At 73.2% G+C, this 13,484-nt stretch carries 12 protein-coding genes; 6 read left to right on the top strand and 6 right to left on the bottom strand.

Annotated features, from left to right (window positions below; genetic code table 11):
• Positions 1-30 precede the first annotated feature (30 nt).
• A complete protein-coding gene (locus ACZ59A_RS24860; protein WP_470962130.1) occupies positions 31-1,326 on the bottom strand; it encodes a catalase family protein in 1,296 nt (431 codons plus the stop codon).
• A gap of 148 nt (positions 1,327-1,474) precedes the next feature.
• Between ACZ59A_RS24860 and ACZ59A_RS24865 the strand changes: the two genes are divergently transcribed.
• The 5 genes from ACZ59A_RS24865 (at position 1,475) to ACZ59A_RS24885 (ending at position 8,077) form a co-directional block, all read left to right on the top strand.
• Positions 1,475-2,341 carry an Fpg/Nei family DNA glycosylase gene (locus ACZ59A_RS24865; protein WP_470962133.1) on the top strand — a complete coding sequence of 289 codons (867 nt, stop codon included), beginning with the start codon at positions 1,475-1,477 and terminating at the stop codon, positions 2,339-2,341.
• A gap of 76 nt (positions 2,342-2,417) precedes the next feature.
• Positions 2,418-3,614 carry an FAD-dependent monooxygenase gene (locus ACZ59A_RS24870; protein WP_470962137.1) on the top strand — a complete coding sequence of 399 codons (1,197 nt, stop codon included), beginning with the start codon at positions 2,418-2,420 and terminating at the stop codon, positions 3,612-3,614.
• 107 nt (positions 3,615-3,721) lie between these two features.
• Entirely contained in the window at positions 3,722-5,032 is a 1,311-nt protein-coding gene (locus ACZ59A_RS24875) for an NAD(P)/FAD-dependent oxidoreductase (protein ID WP_470962140.1), read from the top strand.
• A gap of 43 nt (positions 5,033-5,075) precedes the next feature.
• Entirely contained in the window at positions 5,076-6,908 is a 1,833-nt protein-coding gene (locus tag ACZ59A_RS24880; RefSeq protein ID WP_470962143.1) for a transketolase, read from the top strand.
• A gap of 101 nt (positions 6,909-7,009) precedes the next feature.
• The gene (locus ACZ59A_RS24885; protein ID WP_470962146.1) at positions 7,010-8,077 is read left to right on the top strand and encodes a phosphatidylinositol-specific phospholipase C domain-containing protein; all 1,068 of its coding nucleotides are present in this window, start codon (positions 7,010-7,012) and stop codon (positions 8,075-8,077) included.
• A 1-nt stretch (position 8,078) separates the two neighbouring features.
• Here the strand turns inward: ACZ59A_RS24885 and ACZ59A_RS24890 are convergent, their stop codons facing one another.
• Both ACZ59A_RS24890 and ACZ59A_RS24895 read right to left on the bottom strand, forming a co-directional pair.
• On the bottom strand, positions 8,079-8,315 hold the full coding sequence (locus ACZ59A_RS24890; RefSeq protein ID WP_470962149.1) for a dodecin: 237 nt from the start codon (positions 8,313-8,315) through the stop codon (positions 8,079-8,081).
• A gap of 116 nt (positions 8,316-8,431) precedes the next feature.
• Positions 8,432-8,893, bottom strand: coding sequence for a universal stress protein (locus ACZ59A_RS24895; protein WP_470962152.1), 462 nt, complete (start codon positions 8,891-8,893; stop codon positions 8,432-8,434).
• Between the two features lie 269 nt (positions 8,894-9,162).
• On the opposite strand from ACZ59A_RS24895, the gene ACZ59A_RS24900 reads away from it, so the two are divergent.
• A complete protein-coding gene (locus ACZ59A_RS24900) occupies positions 9,163-10,014 on the top strand; it encodes a metallophosphoesterase family protein (RefSeq protein ID WP_468044025.1) in 852 nt (283 codons plus the stop codon).
• 10 nt (positions 10,015-10,024) lie between these two features.
• Here ACZ59A_RS24900 and ACZ59A_RS24905 read toward each other — a convergent pair whose 3' ends face one another.
• The 3 genes from ACZ59A_RS24905 to ACZ59A_RS24915 form a co-directional block, all read right to left on the bottom strand.
• Entirely contained in the window at positions 10,025-10,795 is a 771-nt protein-coding gene (locus ACZ59A_RS24905) for a bestrophin-like domain (RefSeq protein WP_470962155.1), read from the bottom strand.
• A 189-nt stretch (positions 10,796-10,984) separates the two neighbouring features.
• Positions 10,985-11,353, bottom strand: a complete 369-nt coding sequence (locus tag ACZ59A_RS24910) for a hypothetical protein (protein ID WP_470962158.1) — start codon at positions 11,351-11,353, stop codon at positions 10,985-10,987.
• Between the two features lie 395 nt (positions 11,354-11,748).
• Positions 11,749-13,404: an acyl-CoA dehydrogenase family protein gene (locus ACZ59A_RS24915; protein WP_470962161.1), complete on the bottom strand. Its 1,656-nt coding sequence runs from the start codon at positions 13,402-13,404 to the stop codon at positions 11,749-11,751.
• Positions 13,405-13,484: the final 80 nt, after the last annotated feature.

A 13,484-nucleotide genomic window follows, 5' to 3' on the forward strand; every position in this document is an offset into this window, starting at 1 on the left:
GTGAACCGGTCCAGTGGGCCGCGGCGGCGTTCAGCGGGCGGGCGGCAGCGGGGCTCCGCGGACGTCGTCGCCCTCGTGGGCACCGGCGTCCGCGTCCATGAGACGGAGCCGCCGGAGCGTCCGGCGCAGCGCGGGCAGGTCGAGCAGCCCCGGCGGCACCGGCAGCCGGTGCCACGGCACATAGCGGTCGACCAGGCCGAAGGCCATCCGCGCCCCGGCCCGCACCGGCACCCCGAGCAGGGTGTCGCGCTCCGGTGGCGCGGTGCTGGAGCACAGCCCGAGACGGTGCGCGGCGGCCGCCTCGTACGCCGCCTTGCGGGCCCGGTTGAGGTTGCCCAGCGGCCGGAACTCCTCCGTGGTGTGCCACGGGTTGAACGCGAGCTGCTCGACCCGGCGGGCCGCCGCCCGCGCCTCGGCGGTGTCCAGATCCCGGCGGGGCACGGTCAGCAGCGCCACCGGGACGACGGGCGCGTCGCTCTCCCGCCACTCCACCGAGCCGTCCTCGACCGGGGTGCGCCGCTCGTCCGCGTACCGCTGCACACACAGCTCGAAGCACACATCGCCGGTGGCCAGCCGCATCGTCAGCTCATGGCGCAGATAGTCCGGGTCGGCGCTGTCGGGGAACGGCGCGGGGGTGCCGCCGGGGGCCGGGCGCAGCTGGTAGCGCACGGGCCCGGCCGCGCCCCACAGGATCGCGCCCCGGCTCCAGAACGTCTCGCGGGCCAGCGAGCCGACCGCGTAGCGGGTGGCGGTGTGCACATTGCGGCGCATCCGGTCGGCGGCCCCCCAGCCGACGGTCAGCGGCAGTTTGACGAAGAGCCCGAACGCCTTCTCGACGGTGGTGTCCGCGCCCGCCGTGGCCTTGGCGAAGGCCACGAACTCGCGGGCGTCGGCGGCGTGGGACACCGGAAAGCTGGTGGCCAGCAGATCGTGGCTCTCCCCGGGGGCGACCTGGATCCGTACCGCCATCCCGCGCAGATCGGGGGTGGCGTCGTGGCGCTCGGTGCCGCTCTCGTTCGACAGCCGCACCACGGCCGGGTAGGCGGCGCCCGGCCGGGCGTATCCCACGCACAGCTCGGGCGGGAGGCTGTCGTGGAAGCGCAGCCGCGCGTTCTCCGCGCCGAGCGCCGCCTTCGCGTGGAACGTGCGCAGCAGCTGGGCGGCGCCCGACGCCCGCATGTGCGCCCGCTGGACGCTCATCAGCTCGCGGGCCAGCTTCTCGAAGAGCAGCCGTTCGGCCTCGGGGCTGCCCCCTTCGTACGCCTCATGAGCCTCGTACGGCTCGTACTGCGGTACGGACCGCTGACGCTGTCCGGTGTCGGGCATGGGGACTCTCCGTACAAGGGCGCAAAGGGACGCAGTGGGACAAGAGAGACAGTAGGGGAGGGAGTCGCACCCCGCAGCCCGGAGTGGTACGGGGGTGGGGCGCCGCCGGCCCGGCGCGCACCGGCCGGTGCTGCGGCACACTGGTGGCATGCCGGAGCTGCCCGAGGTGGAGGCCCTTGCCGGAATCCTGGCCGACCGCGCCGTGGGCCGGGAGATCGCCCGCGTCCTGCCCGTCGCGGTGAGCGTGCTGAAGACGTACGACCCGCCGCTGACCGTCCTCGAAGGCCGCACCGTCACCGCGGCCACCCGCCACGGCAAGTTCCTCGACCTGGCCACCGACGGCCCCCACCTGGTCGTCCACCTCGCCCGGGCGGGCTGGCTGCGCTGGAAGGACTCACTGCCCGAGGCCCCGCCGCGCCCCGGCCGGGGCCCGCTGGCGCTGCGGCTGCTGCTCTCCGGACCGGAGCGCTCCGGCTTCGACCTCACCGAGGCGGGCTCCCGCAAGGGGCTGGCCGTGTACTGCGTGCGCGACCCCGACGAGGTGCCGGGCATCGCCCGCCTCGGCCCCGACCCGCTCGACGACTCCTTCACCCTGGAGGCGTTCGCCGGACTGCTGCGCGGCGTACGCCACCGGATCAAGGGGGTGCTCCGCGACCAGAGCGTCATCGCCGGGATCGGGAACGCCTACTCCGACGAGATCCTGCACGCCGCCCGGATGTCGCCCTACCGGCTCGCCTCGGACCTCACCGAGGCGGAGATCGCCCTCCTGTACGAGGTGATGGGCGCCACCCTGCGCGACGCCGTCGAACGCTCCCGGGGGCTCGCGGCCGGGGACCTCAAGGCGGAGAAGCGCAGCGGGATGCGGGTGCACGGCCGCACCGGCGAGCCCTGTCCGGTGTGCGGCGACACCGTGCGCGAGGTGTCCTTCAAGGACTCCTCGCTCCAGTACTGTCCCACCTGCCAGACCGGCGGCAAACCGCTCGCCGACCGCCGGATGTCCCGGCTGCTGAAATAGGCCCGAACCGGCCCCGGGGCCCGTGTCCGGGCCCTAGGGTGCTGTCACCTTTACCGACCCTCTGTCACGGAGCACCATGACCAAGGCTCTGATCATCGGTGGCGGCATCGCCGGTACGGTCACCGCGATGGCCCTGCACAAGGCGGGCATCGACGCGGTCGTCCACGAGGCGTACCCGCCGGACGCCACCGACACGGGCGGCGCGTTCCTCCTCGTCGCGAACAACGGGCTGGAGGCGCTGCGCACCATCGACGCCCATGGACCGGTCCTGGAGCACGCCTTTCCCGCCACCCGCGTCGAGTTCCTCAGCAACACCGGCAAACGGCTGGGCGACAAGCCGATGTCCGGAGCGGAGGACGGCGGCCTCGGGGCGGTCACCATCAGGCGCGCCACGCTGGCCCGGGTGCTGCGCGAGGAGGCGATCCGCCGCGGCGTGCGCATCGAGCACGGCAAGCGGCTGCTGGCCGCCCAGACCGGCCCGGACGGCCGCGTCGTGGGCTCCTTCGCGGACGGCGGCCGGGCCGTGGGCGACGTTCTCATCGGCGCCGACGGAATCCACTCCCTCATCCGCCGGACCATCGACGCGGGCGCGCCCCGGCCCCGCTACACCGGACAGCACACGGTGTGCGGCTACACCCGCGACGCCACCGCGCCGCCCGCCGCGGAAACCTACTCGATGGTCTTCGGCAAGCAGGCGTTCTTCGGCTGCACCGCCGCGCCCGACGGCGAGGTGTGGTGGTTCAGCAACGCCCCGGCGGCCGAACTGTCCAAGGCGGAGCTGGCCGCCGTCACCCCCGAGCAGTGGCGGGACCGGCTGACGGAGCTGTTCGCCGAGGACCAGACCCCGGCCGCCGACATCGTCCGCGCCACCGGCGAGAACATCGTCGCCACCGCCGCGTACGACCTCGTCTCCACCCCCGTCTGGTCCGAGGAGGGCATGGTCATCGTGGGGGACGCGGCCCACGCCTGCGCGCCCAACGCCGCCCAGGGCGCCTCGATGGCCATCGAGGACGGTGTGGTGCTCGCCAAGTGCCTGCGCGACCTGCCCGGCCCGCGGTCGGCGTTCGCCGCGTACGAGGGGCTGCGCCGCGAGCGGGTCGAGAAGGTGGCCGCGAACAGCGCGGGCCTGGCCCGCCGCAACGCCCCAGGGCCGGTCAAGCGGGCCCTGCGGGACGCCACGATGGCCCGCAGGCTGGACCGGGCGGGCGGCACGGGCGGCGACGACTGGCTGACCGGCTACCGCATCGACTGGGACGAGCCGGTGCGGGCGTAACGGGCGCGGATTCTCCACCGGGCCGAGGCCGGCCACCACCCCAGGTTTGGCCTCGGTCTGTACGGGCACTTGGAGCGCTCTGCCCTCGTCGTGCCCGGGAGTTACGTGTGAGCCCAGTACGCATCGTGATCGTGGGGGCCGGTTTCGCCGGTTACCAGGCCGCCCGTACGCTGTCGCGCTCGCTGCGCCGCGCGGCGGAGATCGTCCTGATCAACCCCAACGACTACTTTCTGTACCTGCCGCTCCTGCCCGAGGTGGCCGCCGGTGTCCTGGAGCCGCGCCGGGTGTCGGTGTCCCTCACCGCCACGCTGCCATACGTCCGGCTGGTGCTGGGCAACGTCGACTCCGTCGACCTCACCGGCCGCCGGGTCACCTGGACCGACCCCGAGGGAAGCCGCGGCGAGATGGCGTACGACCGGCTCGTCCTGGCGCTGGGCAGCGTCAACAAGCTGCTGCCGATCCCGGGCGTGGCCGAGCACGCGCACGGCTTCCGCGGCATGCCGGAGGCCCTGTACCTGCGGGACCATGTCACCCGCCAGATCGAGATGGCGGCCAACACCCGCGACCCCCGCGAGCGGGCCGCGCGCCGTACCTTCGTGGTGGTGGGCGCCGGATACACCGGCACCGAAGTGGCGGCCCACGGCGTGCTGTTCACCGACTCGCTCGCCCGGCGGAACATCGCGCTGCGCCATGATCACCAGCCCCGCTGGCTCCTGCTCGACGTGGCGAAGCGGGTGCTGCCCAACCTGGAGATGCGCCTCTCCCGCACCGCGGACCGGGTGCTGCGGCGGCGCGGTGTGGACGTCCGGCTGGGCACCTCGGTCAAGGAAGCCACCTCCGACGGCGTGCTGCTCGACGACGGCGAGTTCATCGACACCCGGTCGCTGATCTGGTGCGTCGGCGTACGCCCCGACCCGCTGGTGGAGGACCTCGGGCTGGCGACCGAGCGGGGGCGGCTGCGGGTCGACCAGTACCTGACCGTGCCCGGCCACCCGGAGGTACTGGCCTGCGGGGACGCCGCCGCGGTGCCGGATCTGACCCGGCCGGGCGAGTTCACGCCGATGACCGCGCAGCACGCGCAGCGCCAGGGCAAGGTGGCCGCCCACAACATCCTCGCCTCCCTCGGGCGCGGCGCCCCGCGCCCGTACAAACACCATGACCTGGGGTTCACGGTCGACCTCGGCGGGGTGCAGGCGGCCGCGGACCCGCTGCACATCCCGCTGGCCGGTCCCGCGGCCAACGCGGTCACCCGCGGCTACCACCTGATGTCCATGCCCGGCAACCGGGTCCGGGTGGCCGCCGACTGGCTGCTGGACGCGGCGCTGCCGCCGCAGGCGGTCCAGTTCGGCCTGGTGCCGTCCTGGTCGGTGCCGCTGGACACCGAGTCACCCGAGGTCGCGCAGCACAGCCGCGGCTGAAGCGCCGGAAGCTGGGCCGCCGGAAAAGCTTGGAAGGAGAACAATGCGACACGAACAGCTCAGCGAGCTCGGGCAGCAGCTCCGGGTGGACTCCGTGCGGTCCTCGGCCGCCGCCGGGTCCGGCCACCCCACGTCGTCGATGTCGGCGGCGGACCTGATGGCCGTCCTCATGGGCAACCATCTGCGCTATGACTTCGAAAAGCCGGAGCACCCGGGCAACGACCACCTGATCTTCTCCAAGGGGCACGCCTCTCCGCTGCTGTACTCGCTCTACAAGGCGGCCGGTGCGCTCAAGGACGAGGAGCTGCTGACCTTCCGCAAGCTCGGCAGCCGGTTGGAGGGCCATCCCACGCCCGAACTGCCCTGGGTGGACGTGGCCACCGGATCGCTCGGCCAGGGGCTGCCCTACGGCGTCGGCATGGCGCTGGCCGGAGCGCGGCTCGACCATGTCTCCAGCCGGGTCTGGGTGCTGTGCGGGGACAGCGAGATGGCCGAGGGCTCGGTGTGGGAGGCGTTCGAGCACGCGGGCCACGAACGGCTCGACAACCTCACCGCCATCATCGACGTCAACCGGCTCGGCCAGCGCGGACCCACCCGCCACCAGTGGGACCTGGACGCCTACGCCCGCCGCATCCGCGCCTTCGACTGGCACACCATCGAGGTCGACGGGCACGACATCGCCGCGATCGACCGCGCGTACGGCGAGGCGACCTCGACCGTCGGCCGTCCCACCGCCATCATCGCCCGCACCCAGAAGGGCCGCGGCGTCGCCTCCGTGGAGAACCACGAGGGCATGCACGGCAAGCCGCTGAAGGACCCCGAGGAGGCCATCGCCGAGCTCGGTGGCGTAAGGAACATGGCGGTACCGGTGCTCGGCCCGCCCGCGGAGAAGCCCACCCGGCCCACGTCGGAGGGCCCGCTGAGCCTGCCGCGCTTCAACACCGGCGACACCGTCCCCACCCGCGACGCGTTCGGCGAGGCGCTGGCCGCCGTCGGCACCGCCCGCGGCGATGTGGTGGCGCTCGACGGCGAGGTGGGCGACTCGACCCGGCTGGAGTACTTCCACAAGGAACACCCCGAGCGCTACTTCGAGTTCTACATCGCCGAACAGCAGATGGTGGCCGCCGCGGTGGGCATGCAGACCCGCGGCTGGACCCCGTACGCCTGCACCTTCTCCGCCTTCCTCAGCCGCGCCTACGACTTCGTCCGGATGGCCTCCGTCAGCCGCGCCTCCCTCAGCCTGGTCGGCTCGCACGCCGGGGTCGCCATCGGCCAGGACGGGCCCTCGCAGATGGGCCTGGAGGATCTGGCGGCGATGAGGGCGGTGCACGGCAGCACCGTGCTCTACCCGTGCGACGCCAACCAGACCGCCCAGCTGACCGCCACCATGGCCGAGCTGTCGGGCATCCGCTATCTGCGCACCTCGCGCGGCGGGACGCCCGTCATCTACCCGTCCTCCGAGCGCTTCCCCATCGGCGGATCGAAGATCCTGCGCGCCACCGAGAGCGACCGCGTCACCCTCGTCGCGGCGGGGATCACCGTCCACGAGGCCCTCGCCGCCGCCGACCGGCTCGCCCGGGACGGCATCTCCGCGCGCGTCATCGACCTGTACTCGCTCAAGCCGGTCGACGCCGAGGCGCTGCGCACCGCCGCCGAGGTGACGGGCCGTCTGATCACCGTCGAGGACCACCACCCCGAGGGCGGTGTGGGCGACGCGGTGCAGAGCGCCTTCGCCGACGGCCGCCCGGCGCCCCGCGTCGTGCGGCTCGCCGTACGGAACATGCCGGTGTCCGGCACCCCGGCCGAGCAGCTGAACCAGGCCGGGATCGACGCCGAGGCGATCACCGCGGCGGCCCGCGAACTCGTGGGCGCCTGACCCCGGAACACCCCCTATGTGACCAAGCTCCCCTCGTCACCCGCGGGCCCCTCCCGTACGCTGCTGCCCAGTTCTGACGGCAGCGGCAGGGGTGGGGGCAGATGGGCGACTCGGGGGGAGCCGCGTCCGGCAGGGCGCGGCACACGCGGACGGTGGCGGTCGCGGCGGCGGCCGCCGCACTGTGTCTGACGGCGGCGGAGGGCGCGGGTCCGGCCGCAGCGGCCGAGCCGTCGTACGCCGCCACCACGGGGGTGGGCGTGCACAACGCGTACGAGAAGGCCAAGTATCCGTACTTCGCCGACGCGCTCGACTCCGGCGCCTCCCTGCTCGAACTCGACGTGTGGACCAACGCGTTCGGCTCCGGGTGGCGGGTCTCGCACGGCAACCCGCTCGGCAACGACAACAACTGCGAGAACGCCGCCACCCCCGCCGAACTGCGCACCAAGGCCCGCAACCAGAGCCTGGCGGGCTGCCTCGCCGACATGAAGGCATGGCACGACGCCCACCCCGGCCACCGGCCCATCGTCATCAAGACGGAGATGAAGGACGGCTTCTACGACAAGAGCGGCCGCGGACCCGACGACCTCGACGCGCTCCTGTCCCGCACCCTCGGCGACGCGCTGCTGCGCCCCGCGGACGTGGTGGGCGACCACACCGACCTGGACGCGGCGGTACGGGCCGGGGCCTGGCCGTCCCGGTCCGCGCTCGCGGGCAAGTTCATCGTCGAGCTGATCCCGGGCACCGTCGAGGAGAACAACCCGCTCGACACCCTGTGGACCGACCGCGAGTACGCCACCCATCTGCGCGATCTCGCCGCCGCCGGAAGGCTCCGCGAGGCGGGCGCCTTCCCCGCCGTCCACACCGCCGCCTCCGGCGACCCGCGCACCCGCTACCAGGACGCCGCGATCCGCCCGTGGTTCGTGTTCTTCGACGGCGACGCCTCCGCGTACGTCAGCGGGAACATCGACACCGCCTGGTACGACACCCGCCACTACATCCTGACCATGACGGACGCGCAGAACGTCGCGCCCGCCATCGACGGCACGAGCCCCACCGAGGCGCAGGCCCGGGAGCGGGTGAACGACCTCGCCGCGCGGCACGCCAGCTTCGCGACCGCCGACTGGTATCCGCTGCCGTCCGTGCTGTCCGCCGTCGTCCCCCGTGGCTGAATCAGCCGGGCAGATCACCGGCGGCGGAGTCGGCGTCCTCCAGCCGGAATCCGACCTTCAGCCCCACCTGGTAGTGCGCGATCCGGCCGTTCTCGATATGTCCGCGGACGGCGCCGACCTCGAACCAGTCCAGATTGCGCAGCGTCTTCGAGGCGCGGCTGACACCGCTGCGGATCGCGTCGTCGACGCTCTCGGTGGACGAGCCGACGATCTCCGTCACCCGGTAGGTATGGGACATGGCAGTCTCCCCGGTCGGGGTGTCCGATGGGTCCACTTCCCACGGTGCCTCACCCCGCCCCGGTCCGCGAGCCGGACGGCCCCGCTCCTCCGGACGGCCCCGCCACGCCCGGCGCCTTACGGCACCACCGTGACCGGCCAGCGTCCCGCCTTGACCAGCCGGACCGCCACCGAGCCCACGATGCGGTGCCCCGCCTGCTCGGACGCGCCGACCACCACCGCGTCGGCCTTCAGTTCGTCCGCCGCCGTCGCCAGGCCGTTGTACGGATCGCCGCGGAAGGTGTGGAACTCCCAGCGCACCTCGAAGACCCCGCGCAGCCGCTCGGTGGCCTCGCGCATCTCCCGCAGCAACTCCTCGGCCACCTCGCCCGTGGTGTCCACCACGGAGGCGCCCAGCGCCGCCCCGGCCGCCATCACCGGCTGTATGTACACCACGGCGAGCAGCGCGTGCTGCCGTCTGGCCAGCCCCGCGGCGTACGCGACGGCACGCCAGGACGACTCGGAGCCGTCCAGACCGGCCACGATAACCTTCGGACCGTCAGTTCCGCGCTCGAAGGCCGCGGGAAGTTTGTCCACCACATCTGCGAGGCTAGCGCCTGGGGGTGTCTTGTCGATCAGGCCGGGTCAGCGAGCGGCATCTGGTGCGGTGCATCGCAACCCGCGTGAGGAGAGCGCAGCGGCGCTGCGTGCGACGAGCGCGGGGCCGCGAGGTGCCGTGCCAGACGCCGGGGGCCCGGCATGATCGGCGAGACACCCCCTGGGGACGAGCCGGTGATCAGCCGGGCCGTCCCGCGGCGTGAATACGTCGCGACCACACCATGACCGCCGACCGTACGACAGGAGAAACAATGGGCGGCACGCACCGGGGCGAACTACTCGCCATCAGTGACCTGCACGTGGCCTACGAGGAGAACCGGGCGATCGTGGAGCGGCTGCGGCCCGGCTCCGAGGACGACTGGCTGATCGTCGCCGGGGACGTCGGCGAGGTCTTCGCCGACATCGAATGGGCACTGGGGCTGCTGAGCGAGCGCTTCGCCAAGGTCATCTGGTCGCCGGGCAACCATGAGCTGTGGACCCACCCCAAGGACCCGGTGGAGGCCCGGGGGGTGGCGCGCTACGAGGCGCTGGTGGAGATGTGCCGGAGCAAGGGCATCGTCACGCCCGAGGACCCGTACCCGGTGTGGGAGGGCAACGGCGGGCCGCTCACCATCGCCCCGCTGTTCCTGCTCTACGACTACACCTTCCGCCTCGACGGCCTCACCACCAAGGAGGCCGCCCTCGCCCATGCCCACGACGAGGGCGTCGTCTGCACCGACGAGCACTTCCTGCACCCCGACCCGTACCCCACCCGCGACGCCTGGTGCCGCGCCCGGATCGCCGAGACCGAGGCCCGGCTCGCCGCCTGCGACCCCGCGTTCAAGACGGTGCTCATCAACCACTGGCCGATGACCCGGCTGCCCACCCGGGTGCTGCGCTACCCGGACTTCGCCCTGTGGTGCGGCACCGAGCTGACCGCCGACTGGCATGTGCGGTTCCGCGCCGAGACCGTCGTCTACGGCCATCTGCACATCCCCCGGACCACGGTGGAGGACGGGGTGAAGTTCCAGGAGGTCTCGGTCGGCTACCCGCGCGAGTGGAAGGCCCACGGCCGGGTGCCCGAGGACCCGCTGCGCCGGGTGCTCCCGGTGTCGGTGTCCTGACCCCGGCCGGTCACACACCTCCCCGGGCGCTCGGGAACAGGTCGGTGAAGGGCGTGGTCGCGTCGCCGACGGACCGTCCGAAGGGCTCGTCGAAGTCCCACACCAGATAGAGCAGGAAGATGATGAGGGCGGTGAACATCACCGCCAGCATCAGCTCCCGTGGCGAGCGGCGGATCTGCAGGGTGAAGACCAGCCCGATCACCAGCGCCGCGCCGAACAGCAGCCCGACCCAGACCACGTCGGGCATCGTCGGCCCCGCGCTCTGCTGGCGGGCGCCCCGCGCGTCGTCGACGGCGGCCACCTGGTCCACGAGCGGCTGGTACGCCTGCGCCTGAAGGTCGGACTGCGGCTTGGCCATGGTGACGTCGTGCCGCAGCCTGGCCAGCAGATCGGTGCCCCGGTCGGTGAGTTCGCCCTTGTCGACCATCACCTTCCACTCCCGGCCCACCACATGGCTCACGTACGCGTCGACGTCGTCGCGGATCCGGTCGCGCACCGGCTGGGGGTAGACGCTCACCCGCTCGGACACCTCGTGCAGCGCCTGCGCCTCCGTCCGCACGCCGTCCTGGGCGGCGCCGCGGGACTCCCAGACCCCGGCGATGGCCAGGCCCAGCACGATCGCGTAGACCACGCCGATCATCATGATCATGTAGTCGAGGACATCGGGCGTCTCGCTCGGATCGTCGTCCTCGCCCAGGCGGCGGGCGTTGAGGATCGCGAGGACGACGACGGCCGCGCAGATCCCGGCCATCAGAAGAATCAGAATCAGCCATTCGGGCATGGGTAACCTCCGGTACGGATCGGCCGGTACGGCCGGGCGGTGGGTGCGGGTCAGCCGCGTCGTCCGCCGCGCGAGCCGGAGCGCGAGCGGGGGCGGAGCGCGGCGGCCGCGAGGACCGCGGGCGCGGTGAGCAGCAGGGTGAATGTGACCAAGGAGGTTCCGCCGTCGGGTTCGTGGCGCGCGGGCTTCTCATACGCGTGCACCGCGACGCGGTGGGTCTCGCTCGGCGTGGGAGCCGGTTCGGGAGGCGGCGCCGGAGGCGCGGGGGGCCGGGTCGGCGGAGCGACCGGGCGCGGTGGCTCGGGACGCCGCACGGACGGGGCGGGCGCGGGTGCGGGCCCTGCCGACCGCGGGGGCGCGGGAGCGCGCGTCGGGGTGGGGCTCGGCGCCGGGGTGGCCGACGGCGACGCGCTGGGCGTGGGCGTCGGCGCGGGGGTCGGCGTGGGGCTGGGTGTTGGCGTCGGCGACGGGGTCGGAGTGGGGCTGGGCGTCGGCGTCGGCGTGGGTGTCGGCGTCGGCGTCGGCGACGGGGTCGGCGTGGGCTTGGGTGGCGGGCACCAGCCGTAGCGGAACCTGAGCCAGCCCCGCCGCGCCGCCACCGACGCCCTGACGCATACACAGAAGCCCGGGCCGATCTGGACCCGCACCCGCACCCTCAGCCCCGTACGCGGTCCATGGTCCGCATCCCCGTCCCCCGTACCCGCCCCGGTCCGGACGTCGGGCGTCGGCCGCGGGGCCGTGGTGGCGGCCGCCCGGCCGTCACCACCCCCGTCGGCTAACGCCGTCGCCCCCGTCGAGGCGAGCAGCAGGGTTGTGGTCAGGACCCCCGCCCGCCATGCGCGATTCCATCGATTCACGAGGTGATGTTCGGCTGAATGGGCCGCTGTCAGCCGTATGTCCCCAACTATTCGCCCGAATAGGGGAACTAGTGTGGAGGTTTCCGGGTGTGAGGTTTACGCCCGGAGGTCCTTGGGTCGGGCCCGGTCCAGGATCGGGCCGGTGTCCGTCCCCGGCGGCAGGGTGCCGAAAGCGTGCCCCCAGTCCCCGTCGAGCCGGGAGGCGCAGAACGCGTCGGCGACCGCAGGGTGGCTGTACCGCACCAGCAGGCTGCCCTGGAGGACCAGGGTCATCTGCTCGGCGAGGCGGCGCGCGAGCAGTTGGGCCCGCTGCGGATCGGCGAGCTGCGGCAGCAGCGCGCGCAGCCGGGCCACGGCCGCGTCCAGCCGCGCGTCGGCCCCGGCGGCGGTGTCCACCTCGGCGAGGAAGGCGTCCAGCGCGCCCGTCTCCCGGCCGAGCGCGCGCAGCACATCGAGGGCGGCGACGTTCCCCGAGCCCTCCCAGATCGACTGCAGCGGCGCCTCCCGGTACAGCCGCGGCATGCCGGAGTCCTCCACATAGCCGTTGCCGCCCAGGCACTCCAGGGCCTCGGCGGCGTGCGTGGCGCCGCGCTTGCACACCCAGTACTTGGCTACCGCGAGCCCCAGCCGACGCAGCGCCGCCTCGCCGGTGTCCCCGGCCTCCGCGTGGTCCAGGGCGGCCGCCAGCCGCATCGCGAGCGTGGTGGCCGCCTCCGACTCGACCGCCAGATCGGCCAGCACGTTGCGCATCAGCGGCTGGTCGATCAGCTCGGTGCCGAAGGTCCGGCGGTGCTCGCTGTGGTGCAGCGCCTGCCGCAGCCCGGCGCGCATGCCCGCCGCCGAACCGATCACGCAGTCCAGCCGGGTCACATTGACCATCTCGACGATGGTCCGCACCCCGCGGCCCGGTTCGCCGATCCGCCAGGCCATGGCGCGGTCGTACTCGATCTCGGAGGACGCGTTGGAGCGGTTGCCGAGCTTGTTCTTGAGCCGCTGGAGGTACAGGGCGTTGCGGGTGCCGTCCGGCAGGACACGCGGCACCAGGAAGCAGGTCAGCCCCTCGGGGGCCTGCGCCAGCGTCAGGAACACATCGCTCATCGGCGCGGACGTGAACCACTTGTGGCCGGTGAGCAGGTAGGTGCCGTCGTCCCCGGCCACCGGTACGGCCTCGGTGGTGTTGGCGCGTACGTCCGAGCCGCCCTGCTTCTCCGTCATCGACATGCCCGCGATCAGCCCGCGCTTGGTGAGCGGCGCGCGCAGTCCGAAGTCGTAGGTGCGGGCGGTCAGCAGCGGCTCGTACGCGGCGGCCAGCTCCGGTGCGGCGCGCAGGGCCGGGACCGCGGCGTACGTCATGGAAATCGGGCAGCCGTGGCCGGGCTCGGCCTGGGCGAAGGCGTAGAACGTGGCCGCGCGCGCCAGATGCCGCCCGGGGCGGGTCTCGGCCCAGGCCGCCGCGTGCTGGCCGCTCTCCACGGCGGCGGTCATCAGCTGGTGGTAGGCGGGGTGGTACTCGACCTCGTCGATCCGGTGGCCGTAGCGGTCATGGGTGTGGAGCACCGGAGGGTGCCCCTCCGCCATCCGCGCCCAGTCCTGGACCTCGGCGGAACCGGCCCGGGCGCCCACCTCCCGCACCCGCGGCTCGGCCCATTCGGCGCCGTCCCGGCGCAGGGCCTCCAGCAGGGCGGGGTCGTCGGCCGTGCTGAAGCCGACGAGGGGCGGAGCCTGGTTGAGGACTTCGTGCGTCGCGCTCATGGCAAGCGTCTCCTGGGATCGCCGCGGGTGCCGTGCCGGGTCGTTCTGCGGTTCTTACAATTCCAGTATGCGTGAGGAAA

The organism is Streptomyces sp. NPDC040405, from assembly GCF_055595765.1.

What these genes read in the sequence shown, in the direction of transcription:
- ACZ59A_RS24860 (WP_470962130.1), bottom strand. Translation starts at nt 1,326, where the DNA reads ATGCCCGACACCGGACAGCGTCAGCGGTCCGTACCGCAGTACGAGCCG.
- ACZ59A_RS24865 (WP_470962133.1), top strand. Translation starts at nt 1,475, where the DNA reads ATGCCGGAGCTGCCCGAGGTGGAGGCCCTTGCCGGAATCCTGGCCGAC.
- ACZ59A_RS24870 (WP_470962137.1), top strand. Translation starts at nt 2,418, where the DNA reads ATGACCAAGGCTCTGATCATCGGTGGCGGCATCGCCGGTACGGTCACC.
- ACZ59A_RS24880 (WP_470962143.1), top strand. Translation starts at nt 5,076, where the DNA reads ATGCGACACGAACAGCTCAGCGAGCTCGGGCAGCAGCTCCGGGTGGAC.
- ACZ59A_RS24885 (WP_470962146.1), top strand. Translation starts at nt 7,010, where the DNA reads ATGGGCGACTCGGGGGGAGCCGCGTCCGGCAGGGCGCGGCACACGCGG.
- ACZ59A_RS24890 (WP_470962149.1), bottom strand. Translation starts at nt 8,315, where the DNA reads ATGTCCCATACCTACCGGGTGACGGAGATCGTCGGCTCGTCCACCGAG.
- ACZ59A_RS24900 (WP_468044025.1), top strand. Translation starts at nt 9,163, where the DNA reads ATGGGCGGCACGCACCGGGGCGAACTACTCGCCATCAGTGACCTGCAC.
- ACZ59A_RS24905 (WP_470962155.1), bottom strand. Translation starts at nt 10,795, where the DNA reads ATGCCCGAATGGCTGATTCTGATTCTTCTGATGGCCGGGATCTGCGCG.
- ACZ59A_RS24915 (WP_470962161.1), bottom strand. Translation starts at nt 13,404, where the DNA reads ATGAGCGCGACGCACGAAGTCCTCAACCAGGCTCCGCCCCTCGTCGGC.